Annotated in this window: 12 protein-coding genes; 5 read left to right on the plus strand and 7 right to left on the minus strand. The window is 59.5% G+C overall.

Translation table 11 applies throughout. The features are described 5' to 3' along the window. Nucleotides 1-63 precede the first annotated feature (63 nt). The 4 genes from ACSQ83_RS09885 (at nt 64) to ACSQ83_RS09900 (ending at nt 3,962) form a co-directional block, all read left to right on the plus strand. Nucleotides 64-1,548 carry a 4-hydroxyphenylacetate 3-hydroxylase family protein gene (locus tag ACSQ83_RS09885; protein ID WP_414951688.1) on the plus strand — a complete coding sequence of 495 codons (1,485 nt, stop codon included), beginning with the start codon at nt 64-66 and terminating at the stop codon, nt 1,546-1,548. A gap of 7 nt (nt 1,549-1,555) precedes the next feature. Further along, nucleotides 1,556-1,969 (plus strand): RidA family protein, encoded by a 414-nt coding sequence (locus ACSQ83_RS09890; RefSeq protein WP_414951689.1) that lies wholly within the window; start codon nt 1,556-1,558, stop codon nt 1,967-1,969. A gap of 13 nt (nt 1,970-1,982) precedes the next feature. Then, on the plus strand, nt 1,983-2,654 hold the full coding sequence (locus ACSQ83_RS09895; RefSeq protein WP_414951690.1) for a DUF1028 domain-containing protein: 672 nt from the start codon (nt 1,983-1,985) through the stop codon (nt 2,652-2,654). Nucleotides 2,655-2,834: 180 nt separating this feature from the next. Further along, complete coding sequence (locus ACSQ83_RS09900) at nt 2,835-3,962, plus strand: VIT1/CCC1 transporter family protein (protein ID WP_414951691.1); 1,128 nt, start codon at nt 2,835-2,837, stop codon at nt 3,960-3,962. Between the two features lie 996 nt (nt 3,963-4,958). On the opposite strand, the gene ACSQ83_RS09905 is transcribed toward ACSQ83_RS09900, so the two are convergent. The 5 genes from ACSQ83_RS09905 to ACSQ83_RS09925 all read right to left on the minus strand — a co-directional run bounded on the left by ACSQ83_RS09905 (nt 4,959) and on the right by ACSQ83_RS09925 (nt 9,532). Further along, nucleotides 4,959-5,186 carry a DUF2934 domain-containing protein gene (locus ACSQ83_RS09905; RefSeq protein WP_436228002.1) on the minus strand — a complete coding sequence of 76 codons (228 nt, stop codon included), beginning with the start codon at nt 5,184-5,186 and terminating at the stop codon, nt 4,959-4,961. A 370-nt stretch (nt 5,187-5,556) separates the two neighbouring features. Then, nucleotides 5,557-5,901, minus strand: coding sequence for a cupin domain-containing protein (locus tag ACSQ83_RS09910; RefSeq protein WP_436228003.1), 345 nt, complete (start codon nt 5,899-5,901; stop codon nt 5,557-5,559). A 30-nt stretch (nt 5,902-5,931) separates the two neighbouring features. Next, nucleotides 5,932-6,921: a M14 family metallopeptidase gene (locus tag ACSQ83_RS09915; protein ID WP_414968672.1), complete on the minus strand. Its 990-nt coding sequence runs from the start codon at nt 6,919-6,921 to the stop codon at nt 5,932-5,934. After that, nucleotides 6,918-8,390, minus strand: a complete 1,473-nt coding sequence (locus ACSQ83_RS09920; protein WP_414951696.1) for an NAD-dependent succinate-semialdehyde dehydrogenase — start codon at nt 8,388-8,390, stop codon at nt 6,918-6,920. The genes ACSQ83_RS09915 and ACSQ83_RS09920 overlap by 4 nt, the downstream gene beginning before the upstream one ends. 59 nt (nt 8,391-8,449) lie before the next feature. After that, nucleotides 8,450-9,532: a tartrate dehydrogenase gene (locus ACSQ83_RS09925; RefSeq protein WP_414951697.1), complete on the minus strand. Its 1,083-nt coding sequence runs from the start codon at nt 9,530-9,532 to the stop codon at nt 8,450-8,452. A 515-nt stretch (nt 9,533-10,047) separates the two neighbouring features. Between ACSQ83_RS09925 and ACSQ83_RS09930 the strand changes: the two genes are divergently transcribed. Then, nucleotides 10,048-10,959 (plus strand): LysR substrate-binding domain-containing protein, encoded by a 912-nt coding sequence (locus ACSQ83_RS09930; protein WP_436228078.1) that lies wholly within the window; start codon nt 10,048-10,050, stop codon nt 10,957-10,959. 5 nt (nt 10,960-10,964) lie between these two features. On the opposite strand, the gene ACSQ83_RS09935 is transcribed toward ACSQ83_RS09930, so the two are convergent. Both ACSQ83_RS09935 and ACSQ83_RS09940 read right to left on the minus strand, forming a co-directional pair. After that, a complete protein-coding gene (locus ACSQ83_RS09935; RefSeq protein ID WP_062089182.1) occupies nt 10,965-11,462 on the minus strand; it encodes an Lrp/AsnC family transcriptional regulator in 498 nt (165 codons plus the stop codon). Between the two features lie 56 nt (nt 11,463-11,518). After that, nucleotides 11,519-12,970: an aspartate aminotransferase family protein gene (locus ACSQ83_RS09940; protein WP_414951698.1), complete on the minus strand. Its 1,452-nt coding sequence runs from the start codon at nt 12,968-12,970 to the stop codon at nt 11,519-11,521. Nucleotides 12,971-13,137 lie beyond the last annotated feature (167 nt).

The raw sequence follows: 13,137 nt of genomic DNA on the forward strand, positions 1-13,137 counted from the left end.
CTCTCGTTCCAGACGATCAGCACCATTCCCGAACGACATTCCCAACGGACCGAGGCACAGTAAATGATCAGAACCGGCGAGCAGTACCGCGATTCAATTCGTGACGGACGGCAAGTCTGGATCAACGGCGAACGCGTGAATGACGTGACCACGCATCCCATGTTCAAGCCTATTGTCGATATCCGTGCGCGCATCTACGACATGGCGCACGAGAAAGCGACGCAAGGCGTGATGAGTTACGCCGATGAAACCACAGGCGAGCGCAACGCCATCGGCCTGAAGCTGCCGTACACGCAGCAGGACTGGCACGACAAGCGGCTGGCAGTAGACACCGTGCTGGATGACGTGGGCGGTATTGCCACGCGCGTGGGTGATGAAACCATTGGCGAGATGTGGTCGCTGTATGACGGCAAGGATGTGCTTAACGAAGTCGACCCGCGTTTTGCGGAGAATATCGAGCGTCACATTCATCGTACGTTGCACGAGGATCCGTTCCACGTGTCCGCGAATACGGACCCGAAGGGCGATCGCTCGAAACCGCCGCAGGAGCAGGACCCGGACATGTTGCTGCATGTGGTGAAGGAAACCGATGCCGGCATTGTGGTCCGTGGCGCCAAGTATGAGACGGCGGCCGCGTACGCGAACCAGGCGTTCGTCAAGCCGACTATCGCCAACTGGGGCGATGCGAAACTCTCGGACTATGCGGTTGGTTTCATCGTCAACATGTCTGCGCCGGGGCTCAAGTTTATTTGTCGCACGGGCTTCGCGGGCCGGGCGAATCCGGACGACTATCCGCTCTCCAATCGCTGCGATGAAATAGATACGCTGCTGATCTTCGACAACGTCCTGATCCCGTGGGAAGACGTATTGTTCTATCAGCACACGAAGGCGGCCACGTTTATTCGCGCCACGCTGCATCGCTATAGCGCGTTCGCATTCGTTCAGCGCAACTTGCGTCTGGCCGATTTGATGATTGGCGCGGCGTTGTTCAATGCGCGTCAGACGGGACTGGAAAAGCAGCAGGCCGTGCAGGAAAAACTGTCCACGCTCGCGGTGTACAGGGAGACCATCAATGCGCATTTGACAGCCTCCATTGCATGCGGCGAGCGCAGTCCCGCAGGGCTGATGATGCCCAACCAGTCGCTGCTTTATACCGGCCGCGTGCAAGCGTGTTCGCGGCTTCACGAGATGATGCATCTCGCCCGTGAGTTGTGCGGCGGCCAGATCTGCGTGACGCCGGATGCGGCGTCGTTTGCGAATCCGGAGATCAGCGACTGGCTCGACAAGTACTACACCGTCAATGAAAACTGGGTCTCCGACGACCGGCGCAAGTTGCTCGCCTTCGCCCGCGACTTGCTGAATTCGGACTACGCCGGACATCGGCTCACATTCCAGTTGTTTGCCCAGTCGCCGCCGTTCGCGCATCTGGGCGCCGTGTTCCGCAACTTCGATTTCGACAGTACGCTTGGTCACGTGAAGAAGGCGGCGAACTTGTCGGACCGTGTTGTTCAATCCAGCGCAGAGCCGCGGCTCAAGCGCGTAGTGTGAGGTGTCCATGAGCCATACCCGCATCCGCAAATTCAATACTCGCGAGACCTACCCCGAGCAGAAACTGGACAACGATCTGTGCCAGGCGGTGGTCGCCAACGGCACGGTCTATTTGCGCGGCCAGATAGGCCAGGACCTCGATACGCGCGAATCGGTGGGCGTGGGTGACGTCGCCGTCCAGACCGAAAAAGCCATGGCGAACATTGCGATGCTGCTGGACGAAGCCGGCAGCAAGCTCGAGGATATCTGCAAGATCACGGTCTATCTCGTCGATATCCGTTATCGCGAGGCGGTCTATACGGTGGTGGGCAAGTGGTTGAAGGGTGTGTATCCGGTCTCCACAGGGCTCGTGATTTCAGCGCTCGCACGGCCCGAGTGGCTGGTTGAGATCGATGTGATTGCCGTCATTCCAAACAGTTGAGCGGAGTCTTCTCATGACCTTTTCACTGGCTGGCCGATGCGAGCGCACAGGTATGGTCGGCGGCATTGTGTGCAGTTCGAGCATCGCGGTGCCTAGCCGTTGCTTATGGGCGAGTCCGCACGGCGTGGTGCTGAGCCAGAACGTGACCGATCCTCGTCTTGGCGCGCTCGGACTGAATTTGCTGGCGCAGGGATTCGGGGCGCAAAGCACCTTGCGGCAGTTGCAGGACGCACGGCCCTACGCGGAGTGGCGACAGCTTGCGGTACTCGACGCCGATGGTTCACGCGAAGCGGTGACCGGCGCGAAAGGGCTTGGCACTATCGCGACGAAGGCGGGGCGCGACTGTATTGCGGCGGGCAACCTGCTTGCGCACGATGGTATCCCGGCCGCCATGGTGGAAGCTTTCGAAGCGTCTAATGCGAGCTCGCTTGCCGAGCGCCTGATCTGCTCGCTGGAAGCGGGCGCGGCGGCAGGCGGTGAGGCGGGACCCGTGCACTCAGCGGGTTTTTGCGTATACGGGCGAGACGTCTGGCCGCTTGCTGAGTTGCGGGTGGATTGGTCCGATGAACCCATCGCTGATTTACGCGCGCTCTGGCAGCGCTACGAGCCGCAAATGAACGACTACGCAACGCGCGCAAAACGCCCGGAGCAGGCGCCGTCATATGGGGTACCCGGGAACCTGTAGCTCGCAATGCGTGAGGTGCGCGCTGCGCTAAACGAAACCTTGAGCCGCACCACAAACGTTGTACAAACCATTGCTATTCGCAATTACGCAGACGTTCAGGGTCTTTAAGCAGTTAGCACGCTTGATCCGCTAGGATTTGCTGAAAGCACAATTTCAGCATCCACCGGGGAGAGCAATCCTTTGGCATCCAAAACGGAGCTAAAAAGGTTCAGGTCAAACCTGGCCGACGAACTCGATAGCGCGGCGCTTTACGAAACGCTCGCGAACGTCGAGCAGGATCGTTCGAAGAAGGCCATTTATGCGGAACTCGCTGCGTCCGAGTTCAAGCACGCGCAAGTGTGGCGCGAGAAGCTTCGGGCGAACGGCGTCAAGGCCCGGACGCATCAATACAGCGCCAAGACCCGGGTCATGCGGGCGCTCGTACGCGTTTTCGGACCGGATTTTGTCCTGCGTACGGTCGCCGCTGCCGAATACGCGGATCGGGATAAATATGCGGGGCAGCCGGATGCTGCGCAGATGGCGGAAGAAGAGCATCGGCACGCGGACATGGTGCAAAGCGTGGCGAATCGCAAGCGTCCGTCGAAGTCGAAAGGCGCGGAGATTGCCGACGCGGAGTCGTGGCACAAGGGTGTCTCATCGGGCAATGATCTAAGGGCCGCTGTTCTTGGGGCGAACGACGGCTTGGTATCGAATTTCTGCCTGATCATGGGGGTGGCGGGCGCCGGCATCAACAACAAGACCATCCTGCTGACCGCTTTCGCAGGCCTGATAGCCGGTGCGTGTTCCATGGCGCTGGGCGAGTGGTTATCCGTGACCAATGCGCGAGAACTCGCACGTACCCAGATCGCGAAAGAAGCAGACGAGCTGGAACATACGCCCGACGCTGAGCGACACGAACTCGCGCTGATTTACCAAGCCAAGGGCCTGGACAGTGACGAGGCCAAACGTGTTGCCGCCCAGATCATGCGAGACAAGGACAAAGCGCTCGACACCCTCATACGCGAAGAACTCGGTCTGGACCCAGCCGAGTTGGGCGGGAATCCGTGGTCGGCCGCAGGCGTTTCCTTTTGCCTGTTTTCAATGGGTGCAATTTTCCCGGCAATGCCTTTCCTGTGGAGCAGTGGACTTGCGGCAGTCATCCAGTGCGTTGCGCTAAGCGCACTGGCGCTCGCTGCAATAGGCGTGTTCACGTCGCTATTCAATGGGCGTGGAGCTGCATTCTCAGCGATAAGGCAAATCGTTATTGGGTGTATTGCCGCAAGCTTTACCTTTTGCGTAGGGCACTTACTCGGGGTGTCAATATCCTGACGTTGATGGTTTGACCTTGGACCGCTCGTGGGACGCGAGCTCATGCACGCAATATCCAGCGTGCGCCGGTCGCGTGTTGACTTATGCGCGCCTGGAGTGTGTGCTTCAAGTAACCCGAAAGAGAAAGCGAGGCGGTGGCCGTGTTGCTTTAATCAACGCGGCCTTCGCGTGCGCTTAGCGCTTCATTTCACCGGCAGGTTTTAATCAAGCCGGTAAAGCCCGTAAATCCACCTTGCAACAACGCGTCTAGTTATAGCCAAGGATTGCAACAGCGGTAATGTCGGCGCGATCGGACACGTTGCAGGCAAGCACGGTCATAGGCGCCTGGAGCATCGATACATATGAGGAGCACTGCGTTTCGGTTTTGGCGGCTGCCTTGGATACCTTGCTACGGCTTCCTGCACTCGACGAGGTCGAGGCACTGAGATGATTGAACGTCTTCATGTTGAACACCACTTCGTTTAGTTATCGGCGAAAACAACGGCGTGCCTCGGTCGACGTATGCGCAATGGCGCAATCACGAGACTAACCACAGGACAGCCGCAGTTCGTGTTCTTCCAGTAAGCGCCAACTGTTTGGTTCAGGACATTGGTAGTGTTACCAATGCAGCCGCTCAGACCCTTGCTGGCTGGGGCTGTGCCACGAGAAAGATCGCGTTAAGCGTATGTTTAGGGCAACAGTATTGAAGTCGCGCAACCATGAGCGCGATTGGCGGGCGTTTGAAGATTGCTCAAGGTGACCGCTAAACTTATTTAGCATCCGTACTTGGCGCTCTGTCCGGATTGTCTCGGGACCTAGGCTAGTGGCTACGTTTCGAAAATGACCACGTGAACAGCGATGCGGTATCACGCGCGATGCATACGTGGTGTGCTGCCTTGCAAAGATTCCAAAGGATTTTCCGTCCCGCTAAGCGCGGGGCGCGTGGGCAAAGGAAACCCGCATTTCGTCGAACGGCCCTGTGTCATCGCAAGGCCGAATCGCTCAGGCGCGTGCTTTCTATTCAGCCAGTGGGCGGTTCGACGTCGCCTCGGGTTCTTCGCCAAATCCTTGTGTCTCGGCCTCACTGCCATTCGACGCCTTCTCGTCTTGCGCCGAACCTTCAACACCGAGTTGCTGCCGTGCTTTTTCCCAATACTCGTCTGCGCGTCCCTCGGGACTACCGTCCTGCTCCCATAGATGGAACGCAAGCGTGCGAATCTGCTCTTCCGACATTTGGACGTCCATAGTCTGCACCGTAAAAGTGGTTATCTGATCCGAAAGTTCCGGTCATCGCAAAAGCGTGACCGCGCCAAGCTCGATCGAGCTTAACGACGTTGGCAGCAATTTTCGTGACACCGGATGGCTTGGACTGAAGCGCGCATGACCGGGCGCGAGGAGTTTGCTCGGTGAACAGCGAGGCAGCGGTAAAAAACTCTGATGAACGTATAAAGGAGACGGGTCGCTAAAGGAGATGTGCGAACTGGGGGCAGAGTGCCCGGACTTTATCGCCATAGCGCGAAGCCGCCGCTACAGGTCATGGAAGTTATTTAATACGGCCGCTGCTCAAGAGCGGCCGTTGGTCACACCGGGCGGTCTCGCCCGGATCCTTCCGACACTAAAAGATCACATATACCTTGCGCATGGTTTCTTCCACTTCCCACAGCCCGTCGGTGTTCGCTTCAAAAAACAGCGTGTCGCCGCTGGTGAAGTGAATCGTGTCTTCGCCGTCCGCCGTAAAGCGGCCACGGCCCGCGATGAAATGCATGACTTCAGCCTGTTTCACCGAGCGCCGATACGTCCCCGCCGAACACTCGAAAATACCGGTATCGATCGCTTCGCTGCCTTTGATCACGCGTTGCGCGCCGGAGACTTTGATCGGGGTCGTGCCGGGTAAACCTGCGGTGCCCCAATCCTCGAGATTTTGCAGGCTAACGCTCTGCTTGATTTGCTGAACCTTCATGTGGACCTTATTGATTCGTTAATCGTCACGTCAGACCGCGCTATCGCGCTCTACGGTTCGCTCGATTTTCCCAAGGCGCACGACGGTTACGCCGGGTCGCAACTGCCGCAATGAAGGCATCACCAGCATGCAGTCGTCGTAAGGCGTATGGATCGGTTCACCATTCGACCAGCCGATCAAACTGCCTGCCTCCGGGAAAATTTCCAGACCCGTGTAGGGCGCGGCAAAGCGGAAATCCATGCTCTGCGCCACGACTGGTTGCGTGACGCGCACCACATGCATGACCGAAGGTAGTGGGCTCAGCCAGTCGCTGGGCAAGTCTTCACTCTCGACCACGCCGGAGAGCAGCAGGAACCGTGCGGTGGTATCGCGGGCGACGGTAACCGCGCTGCGTTCCCAGTGCTGTCCACATTCGATCAGCAACGCGTTCTTCGGACTGCCGGCATCGCCGAAACCCTCGTAGTCGCGCATGCGGCGGCCTTCGGGATGACCCTCATCGCAGATCACCGTGGCCGGCGTGCCAATTTGCAGCGACAACTCAATGCCCTTGTCCAGCGGACCCGCAACGATCAGCGGCTTGCTGCGTTCGTGCATTGAATGGAGGTCGAGCAGGGCGTCCACGGTGTCGATGACCGGACGCATCTCACGCGCCCGTTCGAGCTCGCTGGATGTATGCGATGTGTCGTCTAGTACCTTGCTGGTCCACACGCGGTTGAAGTCCTGATCGACGAAACGGGCGGCATCGGGCTTCGAAGGATCGAAGCTCGCATACGCCTCTACGTTCGCGAACGAAAGCGTCAGGCGGCCGCGCCGTGGCCGCAATTTAAGGCGCAGCAGCGCATCGACCACAATCGCGCCGCACACCTCGTTGCCGTGCGTCAGCGCGTTGATCATCACGTGCGGTCCCGGTACGCCAGAGTCGAACGTGTGCACGTACGGAATGCCCGACTCGGACTTCGCATGCACGGAGATATCGGGGAACGTGACCTCGATCGGATAATTTTCAGTGGGCGTGCTCATGCTAGATTTCCTTGGCACAGGTACTTGATGGAGAGGTAGTCGTCGAGGCCATACTTCGATCCTTCGCGGCCATAGCCCGATTCTTTTACGCCGCCAAAGGGCGCCGCTTCGCTGGACAACGCGCCTTCGTTGATACCCACGATTCCCGCCTCCAGCGCGCGCGACACACGGTCGATACGGCGCAAGTCCTGGCTATAAAAATACGAAGCGAGACCGAACGGCGTGTTGTTAGCGGCTTCGATGGCTTCGGCTTCATCGTCGAAACGGAACAGCGGAACGACCGGGCCGAAGGTCTCTTCGCCGCACAGGAGCATCTCGTGGGTGGCATCGGCGAGCACGGTCGGGGCGTAATAATTCGGGCCGAGTTCGGGCAGGCGTTTGCCGCCGGCAAGCACGCGCGCACCATGCGCGAGGGCGTCGTCTACGTGACGCGCGATCTTGTCCAGTGCGCGGATATTGATCATTGGACCGATCTGCGCGTCGGGGTCGGTGGCCGGTGCAACCTTCAGCTCGGCAACGCGGCGGCTCAGCATGTCCGCGAATTTATCGTAGACGCCCGCTTGTACGTACACGCGGTTCGGGCATACGCAAGTCTGTCCGCCGTTGCGGAATTTGGAGGCGAGAAGGCCGGTGACGGCGGCGTCGAGGTCGGCGTCATCGAAGACAATGAACGGCGCATTGCCACCCAGTTCCAGCGATAACTTCTTGAGCGTCCCCGCCGATTCACGCGCCAGGTACTTGCCTACCGGCGTCGATCCCGTGAACGTGATCTTGCGAACGCGCGCGTCTTCAAGCCAGTCCGCGACGGTCGCCACCGCATGATCCCGCGACGCCGTGATGAGGTTCAGCACGCCCGCCGGCACACCGGCTTCGTGTGCCAAGAACACCAATGCCGATGCCGTCAGCGGCGTGTCTTCAGCCGGCTTTGCAACCACCGTGCAGCCGGCCGCGAGCGCCGGCGCGATCTTGCGCGCGATCATCGCGAGCGGAAAATTCCACGGTGTAATGGCCGCGACAATGCCTATCGGTTCCTTGACTGCCGTCATGCGCTTGCCGCGTTGCTGCTGCGGAATGATGTCGCCGTAAATGCGCGTGGCTTCATCGGCGAACCATGCAACGTAAGACGCGCCATAGCCTACTTCACCCCGGCCTTCGGCCAGCGGCTTGCCCTGCTCAAGCGATATCAGCGCGCCGAGTGCATCCTGATTCGCCACGATCAGCGCGTGCCATTGATGCAGGATCGCCGCGCGTTCCTTGGGTAGCAAGTCGCGCCACGCGGGCGCTGCGCGCGCGGCGGCGTCGGTGGCGGCGCGCGCGTCGGCAGGACTGCTGTCGGCAACTTGCGTGATGACCGTGCCGGTGGCGGGATCCGTGACGGCGAAGCGCGCGCCGTCAGCCGCCGCGCGCCATTGGCCATCGATGAAATTATCCGGGCGGATCAACTCCTTCAGTTCGAACTGGCGTGTCATAAGTCCATGCTCCTGATTTAAGCCAACTAACTCATGCTAATCAATTTAAACGCACTACTTCAAGCCAGGCGCGCAGCAATTGCCTGACCGACTTCCGTCGTGTTCGCCTTGCCACCGAGATCGCCCGTATGCGGACCTTCCTTGAGCGTCGCTTCTATCGCCGCAAGGATCGCATCGTGCGCGTCTTTTTCCGGGCCTTTGAAGTCACCAAGGAACTCAAGCATCATGGCCGCCGACCAGATCATGGCAACCGGGTTGGCGATATTCTTGCCCGCGATGTCCGGCGCCGATCCATGCACGGGTTCAAACAGCGACGGGAATTTGCGCTCGGGATTCAGGTTGCCTGACGGCGCGAGGCCGATGGTGCCGGTGCACGCCGGGCCGAGATCGGAGAGGATGTCGCCGAACAGGTTGGTGGCCACGACCACGTCGAAACGGTCCGGATTCAGGACGAAGCGGGCGCACAGGATGTCGATGTGCTGCTTGTCCCACTTTACGTCCGGATAGAGCGCTGCGACTTCGGCGGCGCGCTGGTCCCACCACGGCATGCTGATCGCAATGCCATTGCTCTTCGTGGCGACAGTGATCTTTTTCTTCTCGCGACGCTGGGCGAGATCGAATGCGAATTTCAACACGCGTTCGCTGCCGTGGCGCGTGAAGACGGATTCCTGTAGCACGAACTCACGGTCGGTGCCCTCGAACATCACGCCGCCCACCGATGAATATTCACCTTCGGTGTTTTCACGCACGATCCAGAAGTCGATGTCGCCGGCCTTGCGGTTCGCGAGCGGCGACGGCACGCCTTCGAATAAACGGGCCGGGCGCAGGTTGATGTATTGGTCGAACTCGCGGCGGAATTTAAGGAGCGAACCCCACAGGGAAATGTGATCGGGGACAGTGTCGGGCCAGCCGACTGCGCCGAAGAGGATGGCGGCGCAATCCTGTAGTTGCGCTTTCCAATCGTCAGGCATCATCTGGCCGTGCTTCTGGTAGTAGTCGCAGCTGGCCCATTCTATGTGCTTGTATTCGATGGATATGCCGAAGCGCTTCGTGGCAGCGTCGAGGACGCGGATGGCTTCAGGCATCACTTCTGTGCCGATACCATCGCCAGGGATGATTGCGATTTTGTAGGTTTTCGTCATGTTCAAGGTCCTGTTGAGTTTCGTTCGCACTCTGGGTTTTTGGGGCTAGCGGTCTGGTTCATTGCCGGGTTGCTGCTTTTCAGGTTTTCGCGGGTTCCCTTCTAGCTGATCTTTTTCGCTCTATTAGCCACTGCGCGTGGCGGCGCGTCATTTCTTGGTCCTTAGCGACAAAGAAACGAAGCAAAGAAAACGCTTTTAACAGCTCTACCCTAAGTGTCCACAGCGTGCAGTTTCTATTCATGGGTGCCCCAAAAGCACGGTGCTCGCAAGAGCTTAGAATGTTTGAAACCCTCCTTCTCCGAACACTGATACCCACACGCTTCGCCACCAGTCATTGAACCTGCCCAAGGACCACCCCGCGCTATCCGCGTAAACCACACACCGAATTTGTAAGGTCGATGAACCACGTCACTAACCCATAGCGCAGGGGCTGTCTTCATTATTTTATTCCGCTCTGCAAGGCTTAAAATCAGCGTTTTGGTTAAGCCACTGTGCACGAAGCGTGAATAATGAATATCCCGTCTTCCCCAAATCTCGATGATCTCCGCGTTTTCTGCACCGTCGCCCGCAAATCCAGCTTCAGCGCCGCAGCCGATGTCCTGTCGGTCTCGGCGGCTTATGTCAGCAAACGCGTAAGCGTCCTCGAAAACGAACTCGGCACACGCCTCCTGCATCGCTCCACTCGCCGCGTCGCCATCACCGAGGCAGGCGAACGGGTCTACGCCTGGGCCGAAAAAATCCTCGACGACGTCGATCATCTCGTCGAAGACGTATCCACCACACGCCGCATTCCACGCGGCACACTGCGCATTTCCAGCAGCTTCGGCTTCGGACGGCATATCGTGGCGCCCGCCCTCGCACGTCTCTCCGACCAACATCCGCAATTGAGCGTGCGCCTCGACCTGTTCGACCGGCTGGTGGATGTCGCAGGGGAGGGCTTCGATCTGGATATCCGCATCGGCGACGATATCGCAGCGCATCTGATCGCGAAGCGGCTGGCGTCGAATCATCGCCTGTTGTGCGCTTCGCCGGCTTACGTGGAACGTCATGGCGCGCCAAAGCAACTGGCCGATCTCGCAAGCCACGCGTGCCTCGCGATCAAGGAACGCGATCATCCGTTCGGTTTGTGGCGCTTGCATGTGCGTGGCGAACCGGCTTCGATCAAGGTGACCGGGCCGTTGTCGACAAATCACGGCGAGGTCGCGGTGCAATGGGCGCTGGCCGGGCGCGGGATCGTGCTGCGCTCGCTATGGGACGTCCGCCCGTTGCTTGAGAGCAAGAAGCTAGTGCAAGTGCTGCCCGATGTCACACAGCCCGCCAACGTCTGGGCGGTCTACCCGGCGCGGCTGGCGTCGTCCGCGAAAGTGCGGGTATGCGTGGACTTTCTCGCCGACGAGTTCGCACAATGGAACTTGCCGGCGCCCTGAATTCCCTAACTGTGATTCTGTGAAAACAGACTCTCAAGCGGGTAGTGATTCTTCACGAACGGCGACTTGATGATGATGAAGCTGAAGTACTTCTCAATGCCAATATCGCGTTCAAGCAAGCCTTCAATAATGCTCTGATAGTGACTCACGCTGCGCGTCACGAACTTGAGCAGGTAGTCGTATCCGCCGCTCGCCAGATGGCACTCCACGATCTCATCCACATCCTTGATCGCCGCGACGAACTTGATAAAGTCCTCGCGCCGATGATCGGCCAGCGTGACTTCGGTAAAGACAATCTGCACGTCGCCGAGCTTCTCAAGCTGGATCTGCGCGCCATATCCGACGATATACCCCGCCTTCTCCAGCCGCTTCACGCGGATCAGGCACGGGCTCGGCGAGAGCCCGACCGCGTCGGCCAGCTCGACATTCGTAATGCGGCCTTTCTTCTGCAACTGCGAAAGGATGCGCAGATCTATGCGGTCAAGCTTGCCTTCGCTGCTCATCGTCAGAATGTCGCTCCAGTTGCGGGGGATCGTCTCAAAAATGTGATTCGATCTTATCACGCAGCTACGTGGGTTTTCACCTTGCCCTGGGCGCCGCTTTCGGCTCCCGGTACGGCGCTGCCTGACGCCGCCGTAAGCTTGAGCGCGGCGCGGACTTCGGGTTCGGCGAGCACCTCGTCAAGCGTCTTCTCGAGGCGCTCGAACATCAGGTCGAACTCGGCTTCCGTGTAGCTCAATGCGGGCGCAAAACCCAGGATGTTGTCGCCGAACGCACGGAATACCAGACGGTTCCGGTACGCGGCGGCCGTGATCCGGTCGGACAATTTGAGCGCGGGATCGAAGCCTTGGCGGGTTGCTTTATCGGAGACGAGTTCGAGCGCGCCCAGCAATCCGCGATGACGTGAATCGCCGACCAGCGGATGCGCCAATAGCGCGTTGAGGCCGCGCGCGAAACGCTCGGCATGGCGAACGCCGTTCTCAAGCAGGCCGCCCTCGTGATAAAGACGCAGCACTTCGATGCCGATAGCCGCGCTGACCGGGTGCGCCGAATACGTATGACCATGGCCGACGATCGCGGCGGCGTCGCCGTTTGCAATGCCCTGGTACACAGCGTCCGACATAAGCACGGCGCCCATCGGCGCGTAACCGGCCGTCAGGCCCTTGGCGACCGTCATCAGGTCCGGTTGGACGTCTTCGGCCTGGCAGGCGAACAGCGGGCCGGTGCGGCCGAAGCCGGTGATGACTTCATCGGCGACGAACAGGATGTCGAGCTTGCGGCACGCGTCGCTCATGGCCTTCAGCCAGCCGAACGGCGGCACGATCACGCCGCCCGAGCCCTGGATGGGCTCGCAGAAGAACGCGGCGACGTTCTCCGTCCCGAGTTCGGCGACCTTCGTTTCCAGTGCCGCGACGGACGCGGCGATCAGCGCGGCATCATCGGCGAAATTGTTGCGATACGCGTACGGCGACGGGATGTGATGCTGGTTCGGCAGCGGCAAGTCGAAGTTGCGATGGAACGCCGGCAGCGCGGTCAATCCCGCGCCGACCGCCGATGACCCGTGGTATCCGCGTTCGAGCGCGATGATGTGTTTCTTCGACGGCCGGCCGGTTGCGTTGAAGTAATGCGTGATGAAGCGCACGGCGGAGTCGACTGCGTCGGAACCGCCTAGCGTGAAATACACGTGTTGCAGCGAGGCTGGTGAAAGTTCGACCAGTTTCTCGGCCAGTTCGATCGCGGGTGCGTTGCCGAAGTGGAAATAGCTGGTGGCGTAGGGGAGGCGGGCCATTTGTTCGGCCGCTACTTTCACGATGCTTTGTTGGCCGTAGCCTACGTTGACGCACCAGAGTCCGGAAAACGCGTCGAGGAGTTCGATGCCGTCGGCATCGCGCAGGAATGCGCCGCTGGCGGATTCGAGTACGGTGACGCCGCGGGCTTCGTGGGCGCGATAGTTGATGACCGGATGAATCAGGTGCTTACGGTCGGCTTCGATGAGCGATTGGTTCGACATGGGAATTTTTCTCGTCGCGGAAAGGGGCTGATGACCGTTCCATACTAGAGAAGATGCACAGGAGTCCGACGTCCTAAACAATTCGTGAAATAACGCGGATGCCGCGTTTTGCAGCGCGTCCGCAGCATTTTCTGCCACGGGCGCGTAAAAACGATGATTTGCCCGGG

Source organism: Caballeronia sp. LjRoot29 (assembly GCF_964252755.1).
In the GTDB taxonomy this organism is placed as follows: Bacteria; Pseudomonadota; Gammaproteobacteria; order Burkholderiales; family Burkholderiaceae; genus Caballeronia.

Coding starts and splice junctions, on each gene's coding strand:
- ACSQ83_RS09940 (WP_414951698.1), bottom strand. CDS start 12,970: ATGTCGAACCAATCGCTCATCGAAGCCGACCGTAAGCACCTGATTCAT.
- ACSQ83_RS09920 (WP_414951696.1), bottom strand. CDS start 8,390: ATGACACGCCAGTTCGAACTGAAGGAGTTGATCCGCCCGGATAATTTC.
- ACSQ83_RS09910 (WP_436228003.1), bottom strand. CDS start 5,901: ATGAAGGTTCAGCAAATCAAGCAGAGCGTTAGCCTGCAAAATCTCGAG.
- ACSQ83_RS09915 (WP_414968672.1), bottom strand. CDS start 6,921: ATGAGCACGCCCACTGAAAATTATCCGATCGAGGTCACGTTCCCCGAT.
- ACSQ83_RS09885 (WP_414951688.1), top strand. CDS start 64: ATGATCAGAACCGGCGAGCAGTACCGCGATTCAATTCGTGACGGACGG.
- ACSQ83_RS09905 (WP_436228002.1), bottom strand. CDS start 5,186: ATGGACGTCCAAATGTCGGAAGAGCAGATTCGCACGCTTGCGTTCCAT.
- ACSQ83_RS09935 (WP_062089182.1), bottom strand. CDS start 11,462: ATGAGCAGCGAAGGCAAGCTTGACCGCATAGATCTGCGCATCCTTTCG.
- ACSQ83_RS09925 (WP_414951697.1), bottom strand. CDS start 9,532: ATGACGAAAACCTACAAAATCGCAATCATCCCTGGCGATGGTATCGGC.
- ACSQ83_RS09895 (WP_414951690.1), top strand. CDS start 1,983: ATGACCTTTTCACTGGCTGGCCGATGCGAGCGCACAGGTATGGTCGGC.
- ACSQ83_RS09890 (WP_414951689.1), top strand. CDS start 1,556: ATGAGCCATACCCGCATCCGCAAATTCAATACTCGCGAGACCTACCCC.